Origin of the sequence: Clostridium sp. (assembly GCF_050717535.1) — a bacterium.
Lineage (GTDB): Bacteria > Bacillota > Clostridia > Clostridiales > Clostridiaceae > Clostridium_AD.
The window spans coordinates 1-19302 of record NZ_JBOITM010000032.1 but is presented as its reverse complement, the minus strand read 5'-3'; the positions used below and the strand labels follow the sequence as shown (position 1 = coordinate 19302).

General features: G+C 30.0%; 17 protein-coding genes, 1 pseudogene and 1 other annotated feature. Of the genes and pseudogenes, 12 read left to right on the top strand and 6 right to left on the bottom strand.

The genetic code is table 11. The annotated features are described in order from the left end of the window. Positions 1-749: 749 nt before the first annotated feature. The 3 genes from ACREVU_RS06180 to ACREVU_RS06170 form a co-directional block, all read right to left on the bottom strand. Positions 750-3587, bottom strand: a complete 2838-nt coding sequence (locus ACREVU_RS06180) for a DUF927 domain-containing protein (RefSeq protein ID WP_431550748.1) — start codon at positions 3585-3587, stop codon at positions 750-752. 598 nt (positions 3588-4185) lie between these two features. Next, on the bottom strand, positions 4186-4722 hold the full coding sequence (locus ACREVU_RS06175) for a hypothetical protein (RefSeq protein WP_431550747.1): 537 nt from the start codon (positions 4720-4722) through the stop codon (positions 4186-4188). Positions 4723-4912: 190 nt separating this feature from the next. After that, the gene (locus ACREVU_RS06170; protein WP_431550746.1) at positions 4913-5749 is read right to left on the bottom strand and encodes an Nmad3 family putative nucleotide modification protein; all 837 of its coding nucleotides are present in this window, start codon (positions 5747-5749) and stop codon (positions 4913-4915) included. A 32-nt stretch (positions 5750-5781) separates the two neighbouring features. Here ACREVU_RS06170 and ACREVU_RS06165 point away from each other — a divergent pair, with 32 nt between their 5' ends. From ACREVU_RS06165 to thrS, 8 genes are all read left to right on the top strand, one after another. Beyond that, positions 5782-6102: a helix-turn-helix domain-containing protein gene (locus tag ACREVU_RS06165; protein ID WP_431550745.1), complete on the top strand. Its 321-nt coding sequence runs from the start codon at positions 5782-5784 to the stop codon at positions 6100-6102. Positions 6103-6288: 186 nt separating this feature from the next. Next, on the top strand, positions 6289-6543 hold the full coding sequence (locus ACREVU_RS06160; protein WP_431550744.1) for a hypothetical protein: 255 nt from the start codon (positions 6289-6291) through the stop codon (positions 6541-6543). A 46-nt stretch (positions 6544-6589) separates the two neighbouring features. Beyond that, a complete protein-coding gene (locus tag ACREVU_RS06155; protein WP_431550743.1) occupies positions 6590-6916 on the top strand; it encodes a hypothetical protein in 327 nt (108 codons plus the stop codon). A gap of 294 nt (positions 6917-7210) precedes the next feature. Further along, positions 7211-7702: a CarD family transcriptional regulator gene (locus ACREVU_RS06150; RefSeq protein WP_431550742.1), complete on the top strand. Its 492-nt coding sequence runs from the start codon at positions 7211-7213 to the stop codon at positions 7700-7702. Between the two features lie 153 nt (positions 7703-7855). Further along, positions 7856-9007 carry an MFS transporter gene (locus ACREVU_RS06145; protein WP_431550741.1) on the top strand — a complete coding sequence of 384 codons (1152 nt, stop codon included), beginning with the start codon at positions 7856-7858 and terminating at the stop codon, positions 9005-9007. A 277-nt stretch (positions 9008-9284) separates the two neighbouring features. After that, the gene (locus tag ACREVU_RS06140) at positions 9285-10154 is read left to right on the top strand and encodes a methionyl aminopeptidase (RefSeq protein WP_431550740.1); all 870 of its coding nucleotides are present in this window, start codon (positions 9285-9287) and stop codon (positions 10152-10154) included. Between the two features lie 293 nt (positions 10155-10447). Further along, positions 10448-10645 (top strand): hypothetical protein, encoded by a 198-nt coding sequence (locus ACREVU_RS06135; protein ID WP_431550739.1) that lies wholly within the window; start codon positions 10448-10450, stop codon positions 10643-10645. Positions 10646-10775: 130 nt separating this feature from the next. Further along, positions 10776-11003 (top strand) — a binding site (T-box leader). 40 nt (positions 11004-11043) lie between these two features. Further along, complete coding sequence (thrS, locus tag ACREVU_RS06130) at positions 11044-12813, top strand: threonine--tRNA ligase (RefSeq protein WP_431550738.1); 1770 nt, start codon at positions 11044-11046, stop codon at positions 12811-12813. A gap of 122 nt (positions 12814-12935) precedes the next feature. Here thrS and ACREVU_RS06125 read toward each other — a convergent pair whose 3' ends face one another. Further along, the gene (locus ACREVU_RS06125) at positions 12936-13094 is read right to left on the bottom strand and encodes a hypothetical protein (RefSeq protein ID WP_216163358.1); all 159 of its coding nucleotides are present in this window, start codon (positions 13092-13094) and stop codon (positions 12936-12938) included. Positions 13095-13590: 496 nt separating this feature from the next. Between ACREVU_RS06125 and ACREVU_RS06120 the strand changes: the two are divergent. Beyond that, a pseudogene (locus tag ACREVU_RS06120) lies at positions 13591-14441 on the top strand (aldo/keto reductase). A 90-nt stretch (positions 14442-14531) separates the two neighbouring features. On the opposite strand, the gene ACREVU_RS06115 reads toward ACREVU_RS06120, so the two are convergent. Together ACREVU_RS06115 and ACREVU_RS06110 are read right to left on the bottom strand one after the other, a co-directional pair. Further along, entirely contained in the window at positions 14532-14909 is a 378-nt protein-coding gene (locus tag ACREVU_RS06115) for an HsmA family protein (RefSeq protein ID WP_431550737.1), read from the bottom strand. A 233-nt stretch (positions 14910-15142) separates the two neighbouring features. Beyond that, the gene (locus ACREVU_RS06110) at positions 15143-15709 is read right to left on the bottom strand and encodes a TetR/AcrR family transcriptional regulator (protein ID WP_431550736.1); all 567 of its coding nucleotides are present in this window, start codon (positions 15707-15709) and stop codon (positions 15143-15145) included. Positions 15710-16003: 294 nt separating this feature from the next. Here ACREVU_RS06110 and ACREVU_RS06105 point away from each other — a divergent pair, with 294 nt between their 5' ends. From ACREVU_RS06105 to ACREVU_RS06095, 3 genes are all read left to right on the top strand, one after another. Then, entirely contained in the window at positions 16004-17029 is a 1026-nt protein-coding gene (locus ACREVU_RS06105) for a LacI family DNA-binding transcriptional regulator (protein WP_431550735.1), read from the top strand. 54 nt (positions 17030-17083) lie between these two features. After that, positions 17084-17737, top strand: coding sequence for a deoxyribose-phosphate aldolase (gene deoC, locus ACREVU_RS06100; protein ID WP_431550734.1), 654 nt, complete (start codon positions 17084-17086; stop codon positions 17735-17737). Between the two features lie 65 nt (positions 17738-17802). Further along, on the top strand, positions 17803-19128 hold the full coding sequence (locus ACREVU_RS06095) for a pyrimidine-nucleoside phosphorylase (RefSeq protein ID WP_431550733.1): 1326 nt from the start codon (positions 17803-17805) through the stop codon (positions 19126-19128). The last annotated feature ends 174 nt before the right edge of the window (positions 19129-19302 follow it).

Here is a 19302-nt window from a genome sequence, read left to right as displayed (position 1 = left end):
TTACTTTATAAAGTGTAGATAAATTTTTGAGGCCTAGTTTTTAATTTATAGAATGTCATAAATACAATAATATCTTTTAAGAAGAGTTATTCATTGGAAAGTATTGTATGTGGTCGGAAGATGAGTTATAAGTATATTTTAATATAAGAAACATTAAAGTAAAAATATAGATACTAACCAAATAGGCAAATTAATCTGAAAATCTTCTGTAATAAATGTGGATTTATCTACTAATTTAATAGATTTTAACAAAAATTAAATGGATACCTTTGAAATCTAAGGTATTCATTTAAACTTTTAAATTTAAAATTTAAAGAGGGTAATTTATTGCATTTTGTTGATTAAACTATAAAATTATCACTAAAAATGATTTATTATTTTAATACTACAGTTTAATGTTTAAAATTGGATACAATACAGATAAAAGCTACACCTTAAACCATATTTTAAATTTAATAGGTGCTTTTTAAATTTATTTTTTATTCTTTATAGAAGGGTGATATAAAGTTACCTAAAAAAAGTTACTATAGGTTACTAATTTTGTATGCATATTTATTGACTTAATAGCTTTAAGTTACCGAAGTTACCGCTAATTATAGTATAAAAATAAAAGCTTTATTATAGTATTTTTTTCGGTAACTTAGGTAACTCTATAATCTTTATTCAATGTTTTAATGTTAAAGAGGAGTAACCTAACTTTGCTTTTGTATAGGTTACTTTCGGTTATTATTTGCTGAAATATAATAAAATCATTTTTCTTCAAATAATGCTTTATAGATTTTTAATACACGTATTGGTTTTCCTTTAATTTTCTTTACAACAGTACTTCTATTATCACTTTTACTAACAGTGGAAATTCTATCTATTGCTAATTCTTTATATAGTGTATTTTGCATTATTCCAAAATCTAAACCTTGTTTTGAGAAAAATTGTGTTAATGAACTGTAAGTAACTTGTGGCAGTAAATAATAAAATTCATCGTCACACCATCCTATTGATTGTCCCGTATAAATTCCTTTTTCTTCTTCCTCAAATTCATCATCAAGTAGAGACTTTATTTTAACTTTTCCACTATTGATAAGTTCAGACATTGTACTTAGAAATTTTTCTGAAATTTTTTCCTCTTCTGCTTGTTGAGATTGTTTTTTTATAATTTCTAATAAACGTTTCATAGAATTCTCAATAATTTCTGTTTTTTTGTCTTCTGTTATTGAATCTATTTCTACTGCAAATTGTAAACCATAAGTTAAACCTAATTGCATCCATGCCATAATTCCGTGAAATCTGTTATGACCTTCCATTATATTTATTGATTCATCTCTAAATTTTTCAAACAGTTGTTTTAATTCATTTGGAAGTGAATCCATTTTTTCTAATAACCATTTTATATAGCCAGACATAGATTTATTAAGAAAGAGTGCGTGTTTTTGACAGTCTGTAAGTTTGGTCAAATCAATTTCACCACGTTTTAATTCCATAGACAAATATCGTACTACAGTACTTTCACCACCTATTGATGGATTATCCTCACCAGTGAATATAGCCATTCCCTTAGCTGTATATGCTTGCCTTAAACTTGTATCGGCTTTCATCCTCTGCCTTCCACTTCGATTAGAATAACTCCATAAAATATCTCTTGCCTTTTTAATCATTTCGTCCTTTTCACGTTTGCTAGTAGCTGGTTTAAAATCATCAATTATGAGAAGACTATCTTTGCATATAGCAGATTTTCTTTCCATAGCATTTGATGTATCTTTAAAACTCGCAGGCAAATTTGTTACCGAAAACCCTTTACCAAAGTGATTAAGAAATAGAGAAGCGAATGTTGTTTTTTGACTGCCACTTCTTCCTTCTACCCATACACTAAAGCCAGGTTCATATTCGGCTTGTCTTAGTGGTTCACAAAGTGGAGTAAGGTAACATAATCCCCATAAAATAAAAGCATCTTTGTGTACATCTAGCAATGCAAGACTCTTTTTTACAGATTCTTGTAAATCTTCTTGAGTGAAGTCATTAGGGTTTTCTAAAGAATAGCTTTGCAATCCATCTTTTTTCATATTTACTTTTATGTTATCCGCTCCAATAGCACCGTTAGCATGTAGATAACACCACTTATTATTTATTTTTTTCCATCCTAAATGGTTAAATTCATTTATATTTTTTCCATAATCAGCTAAACATTGTGTTGCATCTCTTACCTTATCTCTGCCACCATATCCAGCGAATATATTAGGCTTAAGACCCCAAGTATTAATCCAATTCATACTTGAAAACTCTGAACTGTTTATTGTTAGTGTCGGTAATTCATCATTACCAATATAACCTTTAATTTTTAATGATTGAGTTTTTCCAAAACCATCATCAACTAACGTAGTTTCCACAGGAATTGCGATAAAATTACTTAAAACATTTTTTACTAATTCATCATTCTTGTACTCACTTTTATAAAGCATTCCATTTTCATCAATTCCAAAACGAGGAGATAATTTTTCATGATATTCAGCAAGATGAGGTGGCGGTAGTTCTATATCTATTGAATTAGCAGTATGCTTTTTAGATTTTTTCTCATAACAATTTGGTTCGAATTTTATTCTTAAATCCTTCCATCCCCATCCTTCACATGAATTATGATGACAACCTGCACTAATTGCACCGTTAGAAAATTGGATAATATAAGCACTTTTGTCTGTATGCTCCTCATTCATTGGGCATTTAATACGCCATAATTCACCTCCATTATATGGTTTTTTAGAATATGCCTCTATTTCATATTTCTTGATAAAATCTTCAACACTAAAGTTAGATTCTGATGTAGCAAAGCTAGATGATTCCTTTTTATTAATTGAGGGAAGCATACAAATAATTTCTTTAATTTTTTCCACATCAACAGCATTTAATTCATTTGGTAAATCTAAGATTTTAGATATTCTATGGGGTCTTTCTGGTAAATTATCTCCTTTTACTGCTTTTGTACCATATAATTTCCAAATACGAGCAGAATTATATACACATTTGTCTATATCTACTTTTTCATCACTATATAGATAGTCCAATGCCAATAGAAATTTTTTAATTGACTCTTTATTTTCATCAGTGTTTTCCATATCTATTTTATAAAGTAAGTGAGCACCATTTCCACTATCAGCCAAAATACCATCTGGAAATCCTTTTTTTAAAAGAAAATCCTTAACCTCTATTGCACGTTGTAGTGCCGTTTGGTGTTCTTCATCTGATGAAGAAATACCAGAAGGTCGAACAGGGTCAAAATCAATTGGAAGCCACAAACGTTTTCTAATTTCATTATCTTTGGTAGCTTCTTTTGTATATTGCTTTACCTTATTAATACACCTTGCAAGTAGTTCATGGTTACATGGATTTAAAGTAATGTAAATGTTGTTTTTTCCTTCATAACATTTAGTGGTTTGTGCAAGTTTTTCCATGCTATTAAAGTATCCACTTACAGTTCCTTTGGTAGTTTTTAAAATTCTAAGCTCTAACACCTCATTTTCTGGATTTAAGATTGATAAAACCTTTTCTATATCTACTATCTCAGAATTTAAAGGCTTTAAATCATTGGTTTTTGACATTAGAATTACCTCCTTTATTTACGTTGCTTTTTTACAAGAAGACATTAAAGATTTGTCTTTCTTATATAAATAAAGTCAGTAACTAAAAATTCACTCTAAGAATAAAAAGAGTTTTTTTTTTACATAGAAAATACAAAGTGTTAAAGTGATTTGAGTAAATATATGTAAGGTATATAAATTCTTTAATATTGAGCATTTTAGCTGTCTTAAAAGTAGTAATAAAATTATACTTTCTAATAATACTAGGGCATAAACTAAATAACTATAATTTAAAAAATATTATTATCAACATTATGGGTATATGTTGAGGAACAGAATATACATACCCTGTGCATAAATATTGTGAGATAAAAGAGGGGGGGGCACCATTTCCATACAGAGTTCTAATTTACTGTATATACAAAGGTTGTTTAACATAAAAAAATACAGTTCCTAAAAATAGGTGAGTAAATACCTGTCACTGATATAAAACATCAGATATAAAGCATTTTAGTTGCCTTAAACTTGAAAATAAAGTATATATAAAAGTATAAAAAAATAGAGGGTAGCATTTAGCCACCATCTTGTATATCTATATTTACTTAATTTTTATGTTTAACTATTTTGGTTTTATAAATTCATCTGCTCCGATTTGGCATGAAATTACATTAGTTTTTGAATCATAGGATATTATTATAGTTTTTCCATCTTTTATTAACATATTACCCACTATAACTTTATCAAAACTTTCTTTAATCCAATTATCTATATCTTTCTCATCCCACTTAGGATATATTTGTTTAAGAAAATCAGTAAAAGTCCATCTAGCTACATTGTATGTGTCTTTTGGTGCATTGGAAAAAAATTTTACTGAACTCATACCAATTTTTCCTGTATCGTTATCATATAGCTCAATAACAATACCTCTTTTATCATTCAAACCTACAATTCGTGGAGTTCCATCAGCTAAAGGTGAATCTTTAAATCTAAAACTCACCTCTTCAAAATGTGGTATTATCCTTTTAGTGGTTAATCCTAAATTTTTTGAGTTAGTGACGTTTAGACTGCTAATCCGAAATATTGCCCATATTATAAAAAAAATAACAAATATGACACCAGACAATTTCTTTTCATTTCCTTTTATGTTGAATTTCATAATACCTTCCCCCAAACATGATTATATTATTCTAAAATTTTCCTATAGGGTAATTATATATTTTATTAATATAATATACGAATTTCATATTAACCGATTTTTCCACAAACTTTTCCACTGAGTTCCTTTGCAATCTTCGAATTTCTTCGTTTTTCTCAATATATTATGATTAGAGCTTTTTATTTCAATATCAAATATTATTTAAAATAATATCTTTTGCCCATTGTTCAACACATGGATTACCATATATAACAAAGTCTTGTGCTTGTATATTTGTGTTCAATGTGCAGGTATTTTGTTTTATATTCCATAGTTTAATGTCTTTGCGGTATGTTACAACTGTATTATATGAGGGATGAAAGAATAAAGGAAGTTCCCACAAGGAACGTTTGTTAGGGTCACATGATAAAACTAAGTTTTTATTGTATTTAAACACACCAGCCCCAGATATGTTTTTATCAAAACTAAGAGAGTCAGAAGCTATGTATGCAGTATTATTGGTTCGATTTCTGTTTTCAAAATGAGGATGGGTTAAATAAGAAGCATTATAGTTTTTTTGTGAATTAATTTCTATTTTTTCGCCAACTTGTAAATATGCCCAAATAATATGTTTACCATGTTTATCATTAGGGTCATATTGATATCCATTAGTTGCTGATATCACATTTTTAAACCAACCATAAAATAGGAAAATATCTCCTGTACCTATATTTTGATTTTTTAAATGACCGCCAGTTGCATTATCTTGACCAAAAATAGCTTTCCAAGCGTATTTTCTTTGTAGTATTGAGTCATTAGTGTCTGGGTCAAGGTGTGCTGTAGAATTTGTATTGTATTTTCCTGACATTCCTAATTGCGACATTAAATCTAAATAAGATAAGTTAGGATTAACCATTAAGTCTTTGTAATATATACTTGTATTAAATTCAGGTATAGGCAAAGATACCATTGTACCATCTGGAAGAATCGGACTTGCATATCCTCCTGTTTTAGAATCAAATCCCTTTCGACTAAGTATTACTTTCAATATAATCACCTCTGTTATTAATTGTTATATGTATGAGTATAACATCTTTGCTCCCTATAAGTGAACAGAAAGTTGCTAATTATTGGGATACAATCAATTTAGGTGATTATATGGTAAGTAAATATGCTAATAGATATATAGGAATAGGTGAAAATATAAAAAAATATAGAAAGCAATTGCGACTATCTCAAGAAGCATTAGCAGATAAAATGTGTATGAGTAGAAGTTACATAAGCAAGATAGAAGCACCAAACTGTGAGAAGTCTTTTTCAGTAGAAACTTTGTTTATAATAGCGGATGCTTTAGAGATTCCAACTTATAAATTACTTCAATTTAATGATGAACAAACTTAATGTGTAATAAAAGCAAGAAATTTTCTGCTTTTATTTTTTTGTTTTGAATTGACAGTATATCGAAAAGCAGTTACCATAAAAGTATATTATTAGCACTCTGTATCAACGAGTGCCAATAATCATAATATTAATAAATACTAATTGTTTTATATAATAAGTAATTAAAGCTTGGAGGGAGAATTAGATATGAGGTTATATTATAGCTATGATGAAATTAAGAACTTGAAGATACAACTATCTTCTATAGTAAATAGGATTAATAATAATCCATTTATTTCAACAGAATTGAAAAAAGTTGCAAATGAAATGGACAACCAACTTATACATTACAATGAAGTATTAAACAAATTAGAACCTGGTGAAAAAGTAACTGATTTTGAAATGGTTCAAGGATTCAATAAAACCGAAATGTATATAAAAGAAATTAATAAGGTTCTGTAAAGAGTAGTTTTTTATTTACAATAAATTTATATAAGGGGTGTTAGTTATGTATTTAAGTGATGATGAAATTAAAGTACTTGAACAAAGATTTAGTGAGGATGATTTTAATGAATATTTGCAACAACTATTAGATTCGGATATGATAGAAGGCGATACAGGCATTGGAATAGCAAAAAAAGTTTTAGATGATGGATATGATTTGTTGTCAGCTAAACAAAAAAAGGCATTTATATTTTATGTGATAAATCCTAATTACATTAAAGAATGTAGTAGATGTTTAACTGCAATTCCTTGGTGTGAGATGGTAAATTCATTAGATGAGGGTGATGAATACTGTGGCTATTGTTCTCATATGGAAGCTAAGGATAAATAGTCATTAATAAAGATATATAGGATATTACCAATTAAACAAAAGGATGATTATATTATATTGATAATCACCCTTTTTATTATTTTTATCCGATTAAATAGTTACGGTGAACCATATCATAAATAAAACTTGTTTCAATAATAAAGCAATTATATAAAAATGTAATAATACAAAAAACATATTAAGTACAAAAGGTTTTACTTATATTAACCTATTTTTATGTGTTAAAATATAATATAAGTACTCATATTGTTTTTGTTTTATTAGGAAGTAAATTTAGAATTAGGGAGGGATTTTATGTTCAAAATAAATGATTATGTTGTGTATGGGTCAACGGGGGTATGCCAAATTATAGATATTAGTAAAGAAAAAAATTTAAGTAGTGATGGAATACAATACTATGTTTTGCAAACTGTTTACAATAATAAGATGATTATTAAGACCCCTGTAAATAATCAAAAGATTTTGATGAGACAAATCATAACAAAAGATGACGTTTCATCATTGATAGCGGATATACCCAAAAGACAAGCAATTTGGATAAATGATGATAAGGAAAGAAATCAGAATTTTAAAGTCGCTCTTAAAACAGGAAAAAGTGAAGAATTGATAAAAATTATTAAGATGATATATCTTGAGAAAGAAGAAAAATTTGCTTTAGGTAAAAAACTAACGAAGATAGATGAAGACATTATGAAAATTGCAGAAAAACAATTGTTTGAAGAATTCGCAATTGTTTTGAATATTTCACCCGACGAAGTTATTACTTATATTAATGAGCGTATTTAACAAAAAAGTATGGAAAAAGAATAAAGAAAATTTGATTTTTAAGGAGAGAGGTAAATGTTCAGACCGATTTAATACACGATAAAGTTACAAATAGCTCAAAATTAACCTTTTAGATAGGTTTTTTTGTTGTGCAACTTTGGAGGTGTATTAAAAGTGAATAAAAAGATGAATGTTTATTTAATGTATATTATTGTATTCCTACAGGGGTTTGTTTTTTATGGTCCTATTGCTACGTTATATAGGCAAAATAGAAACTTATCTTTATCTAATATGTTTTTAATAGAGTCTATATCCTGGATATTAATGATTATTTTTGAAATCCCATGGGGATGGTTTGCAGATAAATTTGGGTATAAAAAAACACTTATTATTTCGAATTTTATATTTTTTATATCTAAAATAGTTTTTTATAAAGCAAATTCCTTTGGAATGTTCTTTTTAGAACGAGTGCTATTAGCAATATCTCTAGCAGGAATTTCAGGGTGTGACATTGCCTTACTATATTCATCCATGGAGCAAGATGAGAGTGAAAAAGTATTTGGTAGATATAATGCGTTTTCAACCGGGGGATATCTAATTGCCTCGTTTATGTTTTCAATACTTATTAAAAAATCCATGGATAGTACTGCGTTTTGGACTATTATACCCTATGCAGCGGCAGCAGTATTAACTTTGTTTATAAAAGAGGTTAATGTGCAGCAGGTTGAAAAGCCCAAGTTTAAGGAAAGCTTACTAACCGCTTTTAAAAACAAAAGTATTATAATATTGGTAATTTCCTTTGCCTTAATAAATGAAGTAGTTCAAGTTGTAGGTGTATTTCTAAATCAATCACAATATGTACGCTCGGGAATAGATATTAAATATTTTGGAATATTGGCAGTTGTTATGCAAATTGTTCGATTAAGCTCAATTAAAGCTTATAAGTTTAGTAATGTGCTAGGTAAAAATAGAAGCATTCAAATTTTATATAGCATTATTACCATATGTTGTATAACACTTGTGCTTACATCTAATGCTACATTAACTATACTTTCAATAATTTTTATATGTGGCAGTGCAGCTATAATTTCTCCTATAGTTTTAGATATTCAAAATAAAAGCATAAGTGCTATGGATAGGGCAACAATTTTATCAATATTTGCTATGTTTGGAGATTTAACTGGTGCAGGAGTCAATGTGATTATTGGAAAAACAGCAGATATTTCTACCTCATCAGCATTTATTACTTGTGTAGGCATGTGTGTTTGTGCTTATATATTATTACTTGTCTATAAGAAAAAAAATATTTCTTTGCCAATAAAATAACTGCATTTTTATGTTGTCAAATTTTTTCCAACATATTTTTAGCTAAATCAACCTCAGTAACAATAACAGTTGGATTTATCTTGAAAAATTCATCTATCTCTAACTCCATTCCACTTCCCAAATCAAGCAGTTTTAGCCGCATAAAAGGTAATACAAAAGAACTATTATAGGTAATTTAAAGGTTAAATAATAAAATTTGTAGTATAATAAAGATAATATTGCGCTTATTTGGGTGTAATTTGTAGCCGAATTAATATTAATAGAGGAGTAATGTATAATGATTTTAAGTAGAAATGATAAATGCTGGTGTGGTAGTGGACTAAAATATAAAAAGTGCCACTTGGACTTTGATAAAAAATTAGAAATCTTGAAAAATAAAGGATACGTAGTTCCAACAAAAGATCTTATTAAAAGTAAAGAACAAATTGAAGGAATAAGGGAAAGTGCTAAAATTAATAATGGTCTATTAGATTTAGTTAGTGAGAATATTAAAGAAGGAATGACTACAGAAGATATTGATAAATTAGCTTATGATTTTACAATAGCTCATGGTGGAATTCCAGCCACCCTTAATTATGATGGATTTCCAAAAAGTATTTGTACATCAGTCAATGATGAAGTGTGTCATGGAATACCAAGTAAAGATGTAGTACTTAAAAATGGTGATATTATAAATGTTGATGCTACAACTATGCTTAATGGATATTATTCAGATGCATCAAGAATGTTTACCATTGGAGAAGTAAGTAATGAAGCTAAAAAGATAGTAGAAATAACAAAGGAATGTCTAAATAAGGGAATAGAAGCAGTAAAACCATGGGGATTTTTAGGGGACATAGGAGCAGCTATTCAAGAACATGCAGAAAAAAATGGATACTCAGTAGTTAGGGATTATGGAGGACATGGAGTTGGACTTCAGATGCATGAGGAGCCATTTGTTTTTCATTTTGGAACTAGAGGAACAGAAATGATTTTAGCACCAGGAATGGTATTTACCATCGAACCGATGATAAATGGCGGAAGTTATGAAATAACTATAGATGAAGAGAATGGATGGACAGCTTCTACAGTTGATGGGTCACTTTCAGCACAGTGGGAGCATACGGTCCTTGTAACCGAGGATGGCTTAGAGATAATAGCAAGATAAATATAGAAACCCTGGACTAATTGGTCCAGGGTTTTATTATGTTTTAATTTTGCTTAAAATAGTTCCTAAAAAAAAGTGTTTTTAAGGAGAGTTTATACTTTGTTTATACTTAGTTTAGAAAAAATATAGGGTTCTATTTTATAATTACATTATGAAGGAAAACAAATATATATATCTAATTATTCTTAATAAATTTGTAAGAATTATGGCAAGTATTTTGTAAAAAACATCTTGTATACTTATTTACATAATGAAGTTAATAATTAGAAAAACATGGAGGGGAAATATCTAAAATGATTAAAATATTGTTTGCAATGAATATTCTAGTAATAATAGTAGCTCTACTTTTTTTGGTTGTAGGAATAGTGTATTTAAAAAAGGATGAATACAATAAAAAAGTTATTAAATGTATACTTGGAGCAAGCAGTATTTCAGGGATATGTATCATTATGGGGGCCATACTTTTTGTTCCAACCTTTTTCCCAATATAAAAATACGGGTTGCCATATTTTATAAATAATAATTTCTATAATATTATACACACATATGAGAAAAATAAATATATTGAAGACTAAAACACATATTGACAACAAACATATTTTGGAATACAATTACTTTAAATTAAAAACTGTGAAGAGGAAAAGTAGATAATTTACTGTTAAAAGAGAGAGAAACTCACCGGCTGAAAGGTTTCTTAAGCAAGTGTTATTGAAAACCACCTCCGAGTTGATTACTGAACCTTAAGTAGGTAATTCCGCAAACCGGCGTTATTGGTATTGAGTGACAGAAGTGATTTAAAACTATACCTTCTGTAATTTGGGTGGAAGCGCGATATAACTCGTCCCTTATTTTGGGACGGGTATTTTATTTTTTTGGAGGAGGAATAACTATGTTAAAGATTGTATTAAAAGATGGCAGTGTAATGGATTCTAATGAAGAACAAGGAAGAAGGGCACTAAGGCATACCACATCTCATATACTTGCTCAGGCCGTAAAGAGATTGTACCCAAAGGCTAAGTTAGCCATAGGTCCTACAATAGATAATGGATTTTATTACGACTTTGATTTGGAAGAAACCTTCACTATGGAGATACTTGAGAAAATCGAAGTAGAAATGAGGAAAATAGTAAAGGAAGAATTAAAATTAGAGAGATCGGTGGTCTCTAGAGAAGAAGCATTGAAGTTTATGAAGGAAAAGGGTGAGACTTATAAAGTAGAGCTTATTAATGATCTACCTGAAGACGAAGAACTAACTTTCTTTAAACAAGGAGATTTTATAGATCTCTGCGCGGGACCTCATGTATTATCAACTTCTAAAGTAAAAGCATTTAAATTGTTGTCAGTTGCTGGGGCTTACTGGAGAGGCAATGAAAAAAATAAAATGCTTCAAAGAATATATGGAACAGCCTTTGGTAAGAAGAGTGAACTCCAGGAATATTTGAATATGATTGAAGAGGCAAAAAAGAGAGACCATAGAAAACTGGGGAAAGAGTTGAAATTATTTGCTTTAATGGATGAGGGACCAGGGTTTCCATTCTTTCTACCTAATGGAGTTGTTTTAAAAAACAAGTTAATTGAGTACTGGAGAGAACTTCATAAGACATATGGCTATGTTGAGATAGAAACTCCTATGATATTAAATAAAAAACTTTGGGAAACGTCTGGGCATTGGGATCATTATAAAGAAAATATGTATACTGTTAATATAGATGAAGAAGAATTTGCAATTAAACCAATGAACTGCCCAGGAGGAATGCTTGTATATAAATTAGAAACTCATTCTTACAGGGATTTACCAATGCGAGTTGGAGAGATAGGAAGAGTTCATAGACATGAATTGTCTGGAGCATTACATGGACTTATGAGAGCTAGAGCATTTACTCAAGATGATGCTCATATATTTATGTTACCGGAACAGATAAAAGATGAAATAAAGGGCGTAATTAGACTTATAGATGAAGTTTATGGACGGTTTGGATTTAAATATAGAGTAGAGTTTTCAACAAGACCAGAAAATTCTATGGGAAGTGATGAAGAATGGAAATTAGCAGAAAGTTCACTTCAAGGGGCTCTCGAGGAAATAAATATGGATTTCAAGATAAATGCAGGAGACGGAGCGTTTTATGGACCTAAAATTGATTTTCATTTAGAGGATAGTATAGGAAGGACATGGCAATGTGGAACTATACAACTAGATCTTCAGCTCCCTCAAAGATTTAATTTGCAATATATCGGAAGTGATGGAGAAAAGCATACACCAATAGTTATACACAGAGTAATTTTTGGTAGTATTGAAAGATTTATTGGTATATTGATAGAGCATTTTGAAGGCAAGTTCCCAACATGGTTATCACCTGTTCAAGTTAAAGTATTACCTATATCTGAATTGTATAATGATTATGCACAGTCTGTAGTAAAGAAACTTACAGAAAGTAATATCAGGGGTAGCAAAGATTTCAGAGCAGAAAAAATAGGCTATAAAATTAGAGAGGCTCGAAGCGAGAGATTGCCATATATTATTGTTATAGGTGAAAAAGAACAAAATTCAGGAAGTATATCACTTAGAAGTAGAAAGAATGGTGATGAAGGTAGTTGTATACTTGAGAACTTTATTTCAAGGATTACACAGGAAATAGATAGTAAGATGCTAGATGAGTAGTTTAAAAGTTATCCACAACCACCATTTCAAAAACAAACTTTATCAACATTTTATTCATGTTAGTGCACAGTTAAGCAAAAAGTAGTTAAGAATTATCTTAACTACTTTTTTTAACAGAACATTTATTTCAAAATACTTTCCAAGATTAGCCTTACCCCTTCGCTCTTTTTTACGTTGCTTGCGGTGCAGAAACTTTCCAAGGCACTTGATAGTTCTTCACTTATTCTCACATGGATTAATTCACTTTTAGAGTTTTCCATTTTCTTTCTTCCTCTAGACATAATTATCACCTCATAATATTTGTGTTACATAGAGTAAGCTTATAAATACTTAACTATACTTTGTATTACAATAATAAGTATACAACTAATTTACAAATATTACCATACATATATTGCTATTATTATTATTATTATTATTATTATGAGTTCGCTAGATTTATAGCTAACTTGAGACACTCCTTTATGTTTTCGAAAATAAAACGGGTCATTGTAACCTATGAAATTTGAAATTTCATTAATAGATAAGCTTTGGCCTGCAGTAAATAGATTGCAATTTAAATGGTTTTTCCTTGTAATAGTTGATATAATTATATGAAAAATAAGAATTTCAAAAATTTGTTTAACGACATTTCAGAAGGAAAGTCTCCCACTTCTATAAGTGGGAGTTACATACCCTAACAAATAAAAAACTTTAGTGGGAGTATAAATCTCCTTCTGAAGTCGTTAATATTGCAGCATCGCAGATGATGATTTAACATTAAGGAAGGTGTAAACAGTGAAAAAAAATTATATTGCAAATGGAGAAATAAGTGCATCAGAAATCACCTTAGGATGTATGAGAATAAATGATCTTTCAAAGAGCGAGGCTTCTAGATTAATAAGTACTGCATTAGATGAGGGAATTAATTTCTTCGATCATGCTGATATTTATGGCAGAGGTAAATCTGAGGAAGTTTTTGCAGATGCTATTGCTGCCAATCCTATTAGTCGAGAAAAGATTATAATTCAGAGTAAATGTGGCATAAGAGATGGATATTTTGATTTTTCCAAGGAGCATATTTTAAGTTCTGTAGAAGGAAGTTTGAAGAGGTTGCCGAAGCTTTTTCAAAGCTCCATAGCAGTGGAAAAGTAAAATACTTTGGGGTGTGTAATCAAAATCCTATGCAAATTGAACTTTTGAATAAATATTTAAATAATAAAATTATTATAAATCAATTGCAGCTAAGTATTACCAATACAGGTATGATTGATTCTGGACTTAATGTAAATATGCAAATTGATTCCTCCATTGATAGAGATGGAAGTATTTTGGAGTACTGCCGTTTGAAGGATATTACTATCCAAGCATGGTCTCCCTTCCAGTTCGGTTTTTTTGAGGGAGTGTTTTTAAATAACGATAAATATCCAGAGCTAAACAAAAAAATAAACGAAATTGCAGCTACTAAAGGTGTAACAAATTCAGCAATTGCAATTGCTTGGATACTAAGGCATCCTGCTAAAATTCAGCCATTGGTGGGGACTACAAATTCAAAGCGGTTAGTAGATATTTGCAAGGCTTCAAAGGTTGAACTAACAAGACAGGAATGGTATGAGATATATAGGGCAGCAGGTAATAAGCTACCTTAAATATAAGATATATAGTCAATTTTGCTTATTATGATTATAAAATAAGGAGCTACTGTTAAACAGTAAGTCCTTGTTTGTCTTTAAATCCAATTATTTCATATGAGCCACAGCTCCAGAGATAAAAGGAACCAGCCAAATAATCCAAACTATTATACTGAATTTGTGGAATTTAGCTATCATATCTTCATTTTTTCGTATAAGAACTACTGCGGCCCATATAACATGTATAAGCATTAGCGCTATAGCAATAACACCGGTAACTCCATGTAAACTAAAGCCTGATACTACTTTAACAGAACTACTTGCTATATTCTCCATAAGTAGAGTGCCAGTAGTATCACATACGAGGCCAAGTAGGAATAAACCTAAATGCCAAGGCTTAAGAGTGCCTTGAAGTTTTTCACTCCAGACACCAATTGTATAAAATACGAGAGCTAAGGTTATAAAAATAATTGCATAAATTAACATGTTTACATCCTCCATCTTTTATATATTAGAATATTGAAAATAATATTTTTCGTTAAATTGTACTATGTGAACTGTGTTCATATAATTTTAAAAGAATACCTTATATTAGAAACTAATATAAGATAAAAGGTTACTAGTGAACTACTCACCACCTAAGAGGTGGGAGCTTCTTGGTCAACTACTACTACTGTAGCAAGTTTACCCAAGCTATCAAGGCTATTCCAGCCTCTCTATTAAATTTTCAAATTTTCATATAGCTCATTAAAACTTATAAATCTATTTTTATTAAGATACATTAAGTTAGAAACAATAAGCTCTGCCAGCTTGTAAGAAGAAAGAGTGGAAATTACGTTACCTTTAGCTTTTTCAATATCTAACAATTCACTTAATTTAGTGTATAAAACATCATATCTGTTAGTCTCGTGACATCTATGATCATTTCCATTAAGCATAGCCATTTCATAAAAAATTGGGATGTAGCTATTTACAAACATTCCAATTGATAAATATATTTTCCTGATTTTTTCTTTGCAAGGTTCTTCTGTAAGTTTCAGTTCATCTACTATATTAAATACTTTTTTCCAATCTTCCCTAAATATCTCAGCTACTAGATCTTCTTTAGTGGAAAAATAATTATAAAATGTACCAGTGCCAATATTACAACTTTTTGCTATTTCTCTTATGTTTAAATCTCTAAAACCTTGAGTTAATAGAATATTCTTAGTTTCTAGGATTATTGTCTCTCTTAAGTTTTCAATAACTTTGGGCATATTGTCACCTCTTTTATGAACTGCGTTCATTATAACATTTATATTTTGTTATCTCAAGTACATCATAAAAAATAATATCATTTTGCACTTGCTGTTTATTTTAAAAGATTAAATTGTAATATTTAGAAAGAATCCTATTGAAATTTACATAACCTTGAAGTATACTAGATATGAAAGCGGTCACATATTTCAGAAAATTAAGGCTTTAGTTTGCCACACTGGTTTATAAGATAATTTAATAAGGGCTTATACATTATAAGCTAAACTTCATCATTGTTTATTCAGAATTCTGTAAGCATTTTTCTAAAGCTGAGGAGGATTAAAATGGCAGTTACAATAAATGATATTGCTGTAAACGTTGGCGTATCACATGCTACAGTATCAAGAGTTTTAAATAATTCAGGTTATGTAAAAAATGAAACAAGAGAAAAAATTTTAAAGGTAATAAAAGATCTAAATTATACACCTAGTGCTATAGCTAGGAGTTTATCCACAAGTAAAACCAATACTATTGGAGTTATAATCCCTGATATAAACAATCTATTTTTTGGGGAAATAATTAAAGGTATTACTGAAATTGCTGATGAGCATAACTTAAATATTATTCTCTGTGTTACTGATGAGGACAAAGATAAAGAACTAAAAGCTATTAATGTTCTTAAAGAGCAAAGAATTCAAGGCTTACTTATAACCCCAACCTTTTTTAAGGATTTAGGTAATAGTGAAAACTTAAACACTCTTAAAAACTTAGGAATTCCAATAATTTTAATTGATGGTCATGTTGAATATCTTGATTTTAGTGGAGTCTTTATAGATCATATAAAGGGTGCTTACGATGGAACACTTGCTCTAATACAAGCAGGTCACAAAAAAATAGCTATAATTACAGGGGATATGAAGTCAAGACCAGCAAAAGAAAGATTGCTTGGATATGAAAAAGCTTTAGAGGATAATAATATTCCTATAAAAAAGGAATATATAGTTTATGGTGATTATACATATGAGACTGCTTATAAAATAACAAAGCAAATATTGAAAATGAATAATAGACCCACTGCTATTTTTGTAAGTAGTAACACCATGATTTTAGGATGCTTAAAGGCTTTTTATGAAGAAAAGATTAGTATACCAAAAGATATGGCTATTATAGGCTTTGATAAGGTGGATGTATTAAATATAATAGGAATGAATATTAGTTTTATTAATGGTCCATCTATTGAACTTGGTAGAATTGGCATGAAAATGTTACTAGAAAATTTAAATAGCAAGGGATTTATGTCAATTAAAAGACAAACTATTTTGCCCAAAATTGAATTAAAGGGATCAGAAAAGTATATAGAAGAAGAGTGACTAGAAGAAAATCAAAATAATATAAATTTATAAAATATAAAGGAGAAGATTAATATGAAAATTGAGCAATATATAGACCATACACTATTAAAACAACAGGCAAGTGAGGATGATATTATAAAAGTTTGCGCTGAAGCTAAAGAATACGGATTTGCTTCAGTATGTGCAAATGCATATTATGCATCATTAGTAAGCAAACAATTACAAGGAAGTAACGTAAAAACTTGCATTGTTGTTGGATTTCCACTAGGAGCTACTACTAAAGAAGTAAAAGCCTTTGAAGCAAAACAAGCTATTGAAAATGGTGCACAGGAAATAGATATGGTAGTTAATGTTGGAGCTGTAAAATCGAAAAAATATGATGTGGTAAAAGATGAAATTAAAGCAGTTGTTGAAGCTTCTAAAGGAAGAGCATTAGTTAAAGTAATAATAGAAACTTGTCTTTTAACTGACGAAGAAAAAGTTAAGATATGTGAGATAGCTAAAGAGGCTAAAGCAAATTTTGTAAAGACTTCAACAGGATTTTCAACAGGAGGAGCAACGGTTCATGACATAAAATTAATGAGACAAACTGTAGGACCTGACATGGGGGTTAAGGCTTCAGGAGCAGTAAGAACAGCACAAGATGCAAAGGATGTTATTGAAGCTGGTGCTAGTAGAATAGGAGCTAGTAGTTCTATAGCCATAGTTAAAGGATATGAAGACTAAGACTTTTACTAATAAATTTGATTATATGTGTATAAGATTAAATAAGTGATTATGGGGTGAATATCATGAGAATGTACGATTTAATAATGAAAAAAAGAAATGGTAATGAACTAAGTAAGGAAGAAATTGATTTTTTTATAAGTGGATATACGGAGGGCTCTATTCCAGATTATCAAGTTTCAGCACTGCTTATGGCTATATATTTTCAAAAGATGAATAAGACAGAAACGACGAATTTAACAATGGCCATGGTTAATAGTGGTGAAATTATTGATTTATCTGCTATTGAGGGCGTAAAGGTTGATAAACATAGTACTGGAGGAGTAGGGGATACAACCACACTAATACTTGGTCCTATTGTTGCAGCAGCTGGGGTGCCAGTTGCTAAAATGTCGGGAAGAGGACTTGGACATACTGGTGGAACTATTGATAAATTAGAGTCTTTTGATGGTTTCTCAGTTGCCATGTCCATAGAAAAGTTTATACAAAACGTAAATGGAGTAAAAATTGCTATAGGTGGTCAAACTGCAGATTTAGCACCAGCGGATAAAAAGCTATATGCACTTCGTGATGTTACTGCAACTGTTGATAATATGTCTTTAATTGCAGGAAGCATAATGAGTAAAAAAATAGCTTCAGGGGCAGATGCTATAGTACTTGATATAAAAACAGGCAGTGGTGCATTTATGAAAAGTGAAGATGATGCTTTTGAACTTGCCAGGGAAATGGTTGACATTGGGACTAATGTTTCAAGAACCACTATTGGCATAATAACTGATATGGATCAACCATTAGGGTTTGCAGTGGGTAATGCATTAGAAGTAAAAGAAGCTATAGATACATTAAAAGGTGAAGGGCCAGAAGATCTTACAGAACTTTGTTTAACCTTAGGTGCACATATGCTTGTACTAGGTAAAAAAGCAAAGAATGCAGAGCAGGCAAGAGAAATACTTAAAGATATTATAAAATCGGGAAAAGGTCTCCAAAAATTAAGAGAGCTTGTAGTAGCACAAGGTGGAAATCCAGCTTATGTAGATGATCCATCAATGTTCCCATTACCAACTATTGTAGAGCCCATTATATCTAATAAAGAGGGCTATGTAAAAGCAATAAAAGCAGATGACATAGGAAAAGCAGCACTAGTTTTAGGGGCTGGTCGTGAGACTAAAGAAAGTATAATAGATTTAGCGGTGGGTATAGTTCTTCATAAGAAAATCGGGGATTTTGTAAAAATAGGTGATGCTATCGCAACTATTTATGCTAATGATTCTGAAAAACAAAAGGTAGCTGTAAAAATGGTATTAGCTGCATATGAAATAGTAACTGCAAAAATAATAGCTAAACCATTAATTAAGGGTATTGTTACAAAAGATGGTATGATAAAATATTAATTAAATATTTTAATTTGTAAAAGAATAGAAGGCGGTATACCTTCTATTCTTTATTGTGCGCCCGGCATGGGCGCAATCTAATGGGTGAAAGTCCCTAGCACGGGTTAATAGTGCCAAGTGCATAGCTTAAGACAAGGGTGTCCATCGCGAGACGGAATCTGAAGGAAGTCGGCG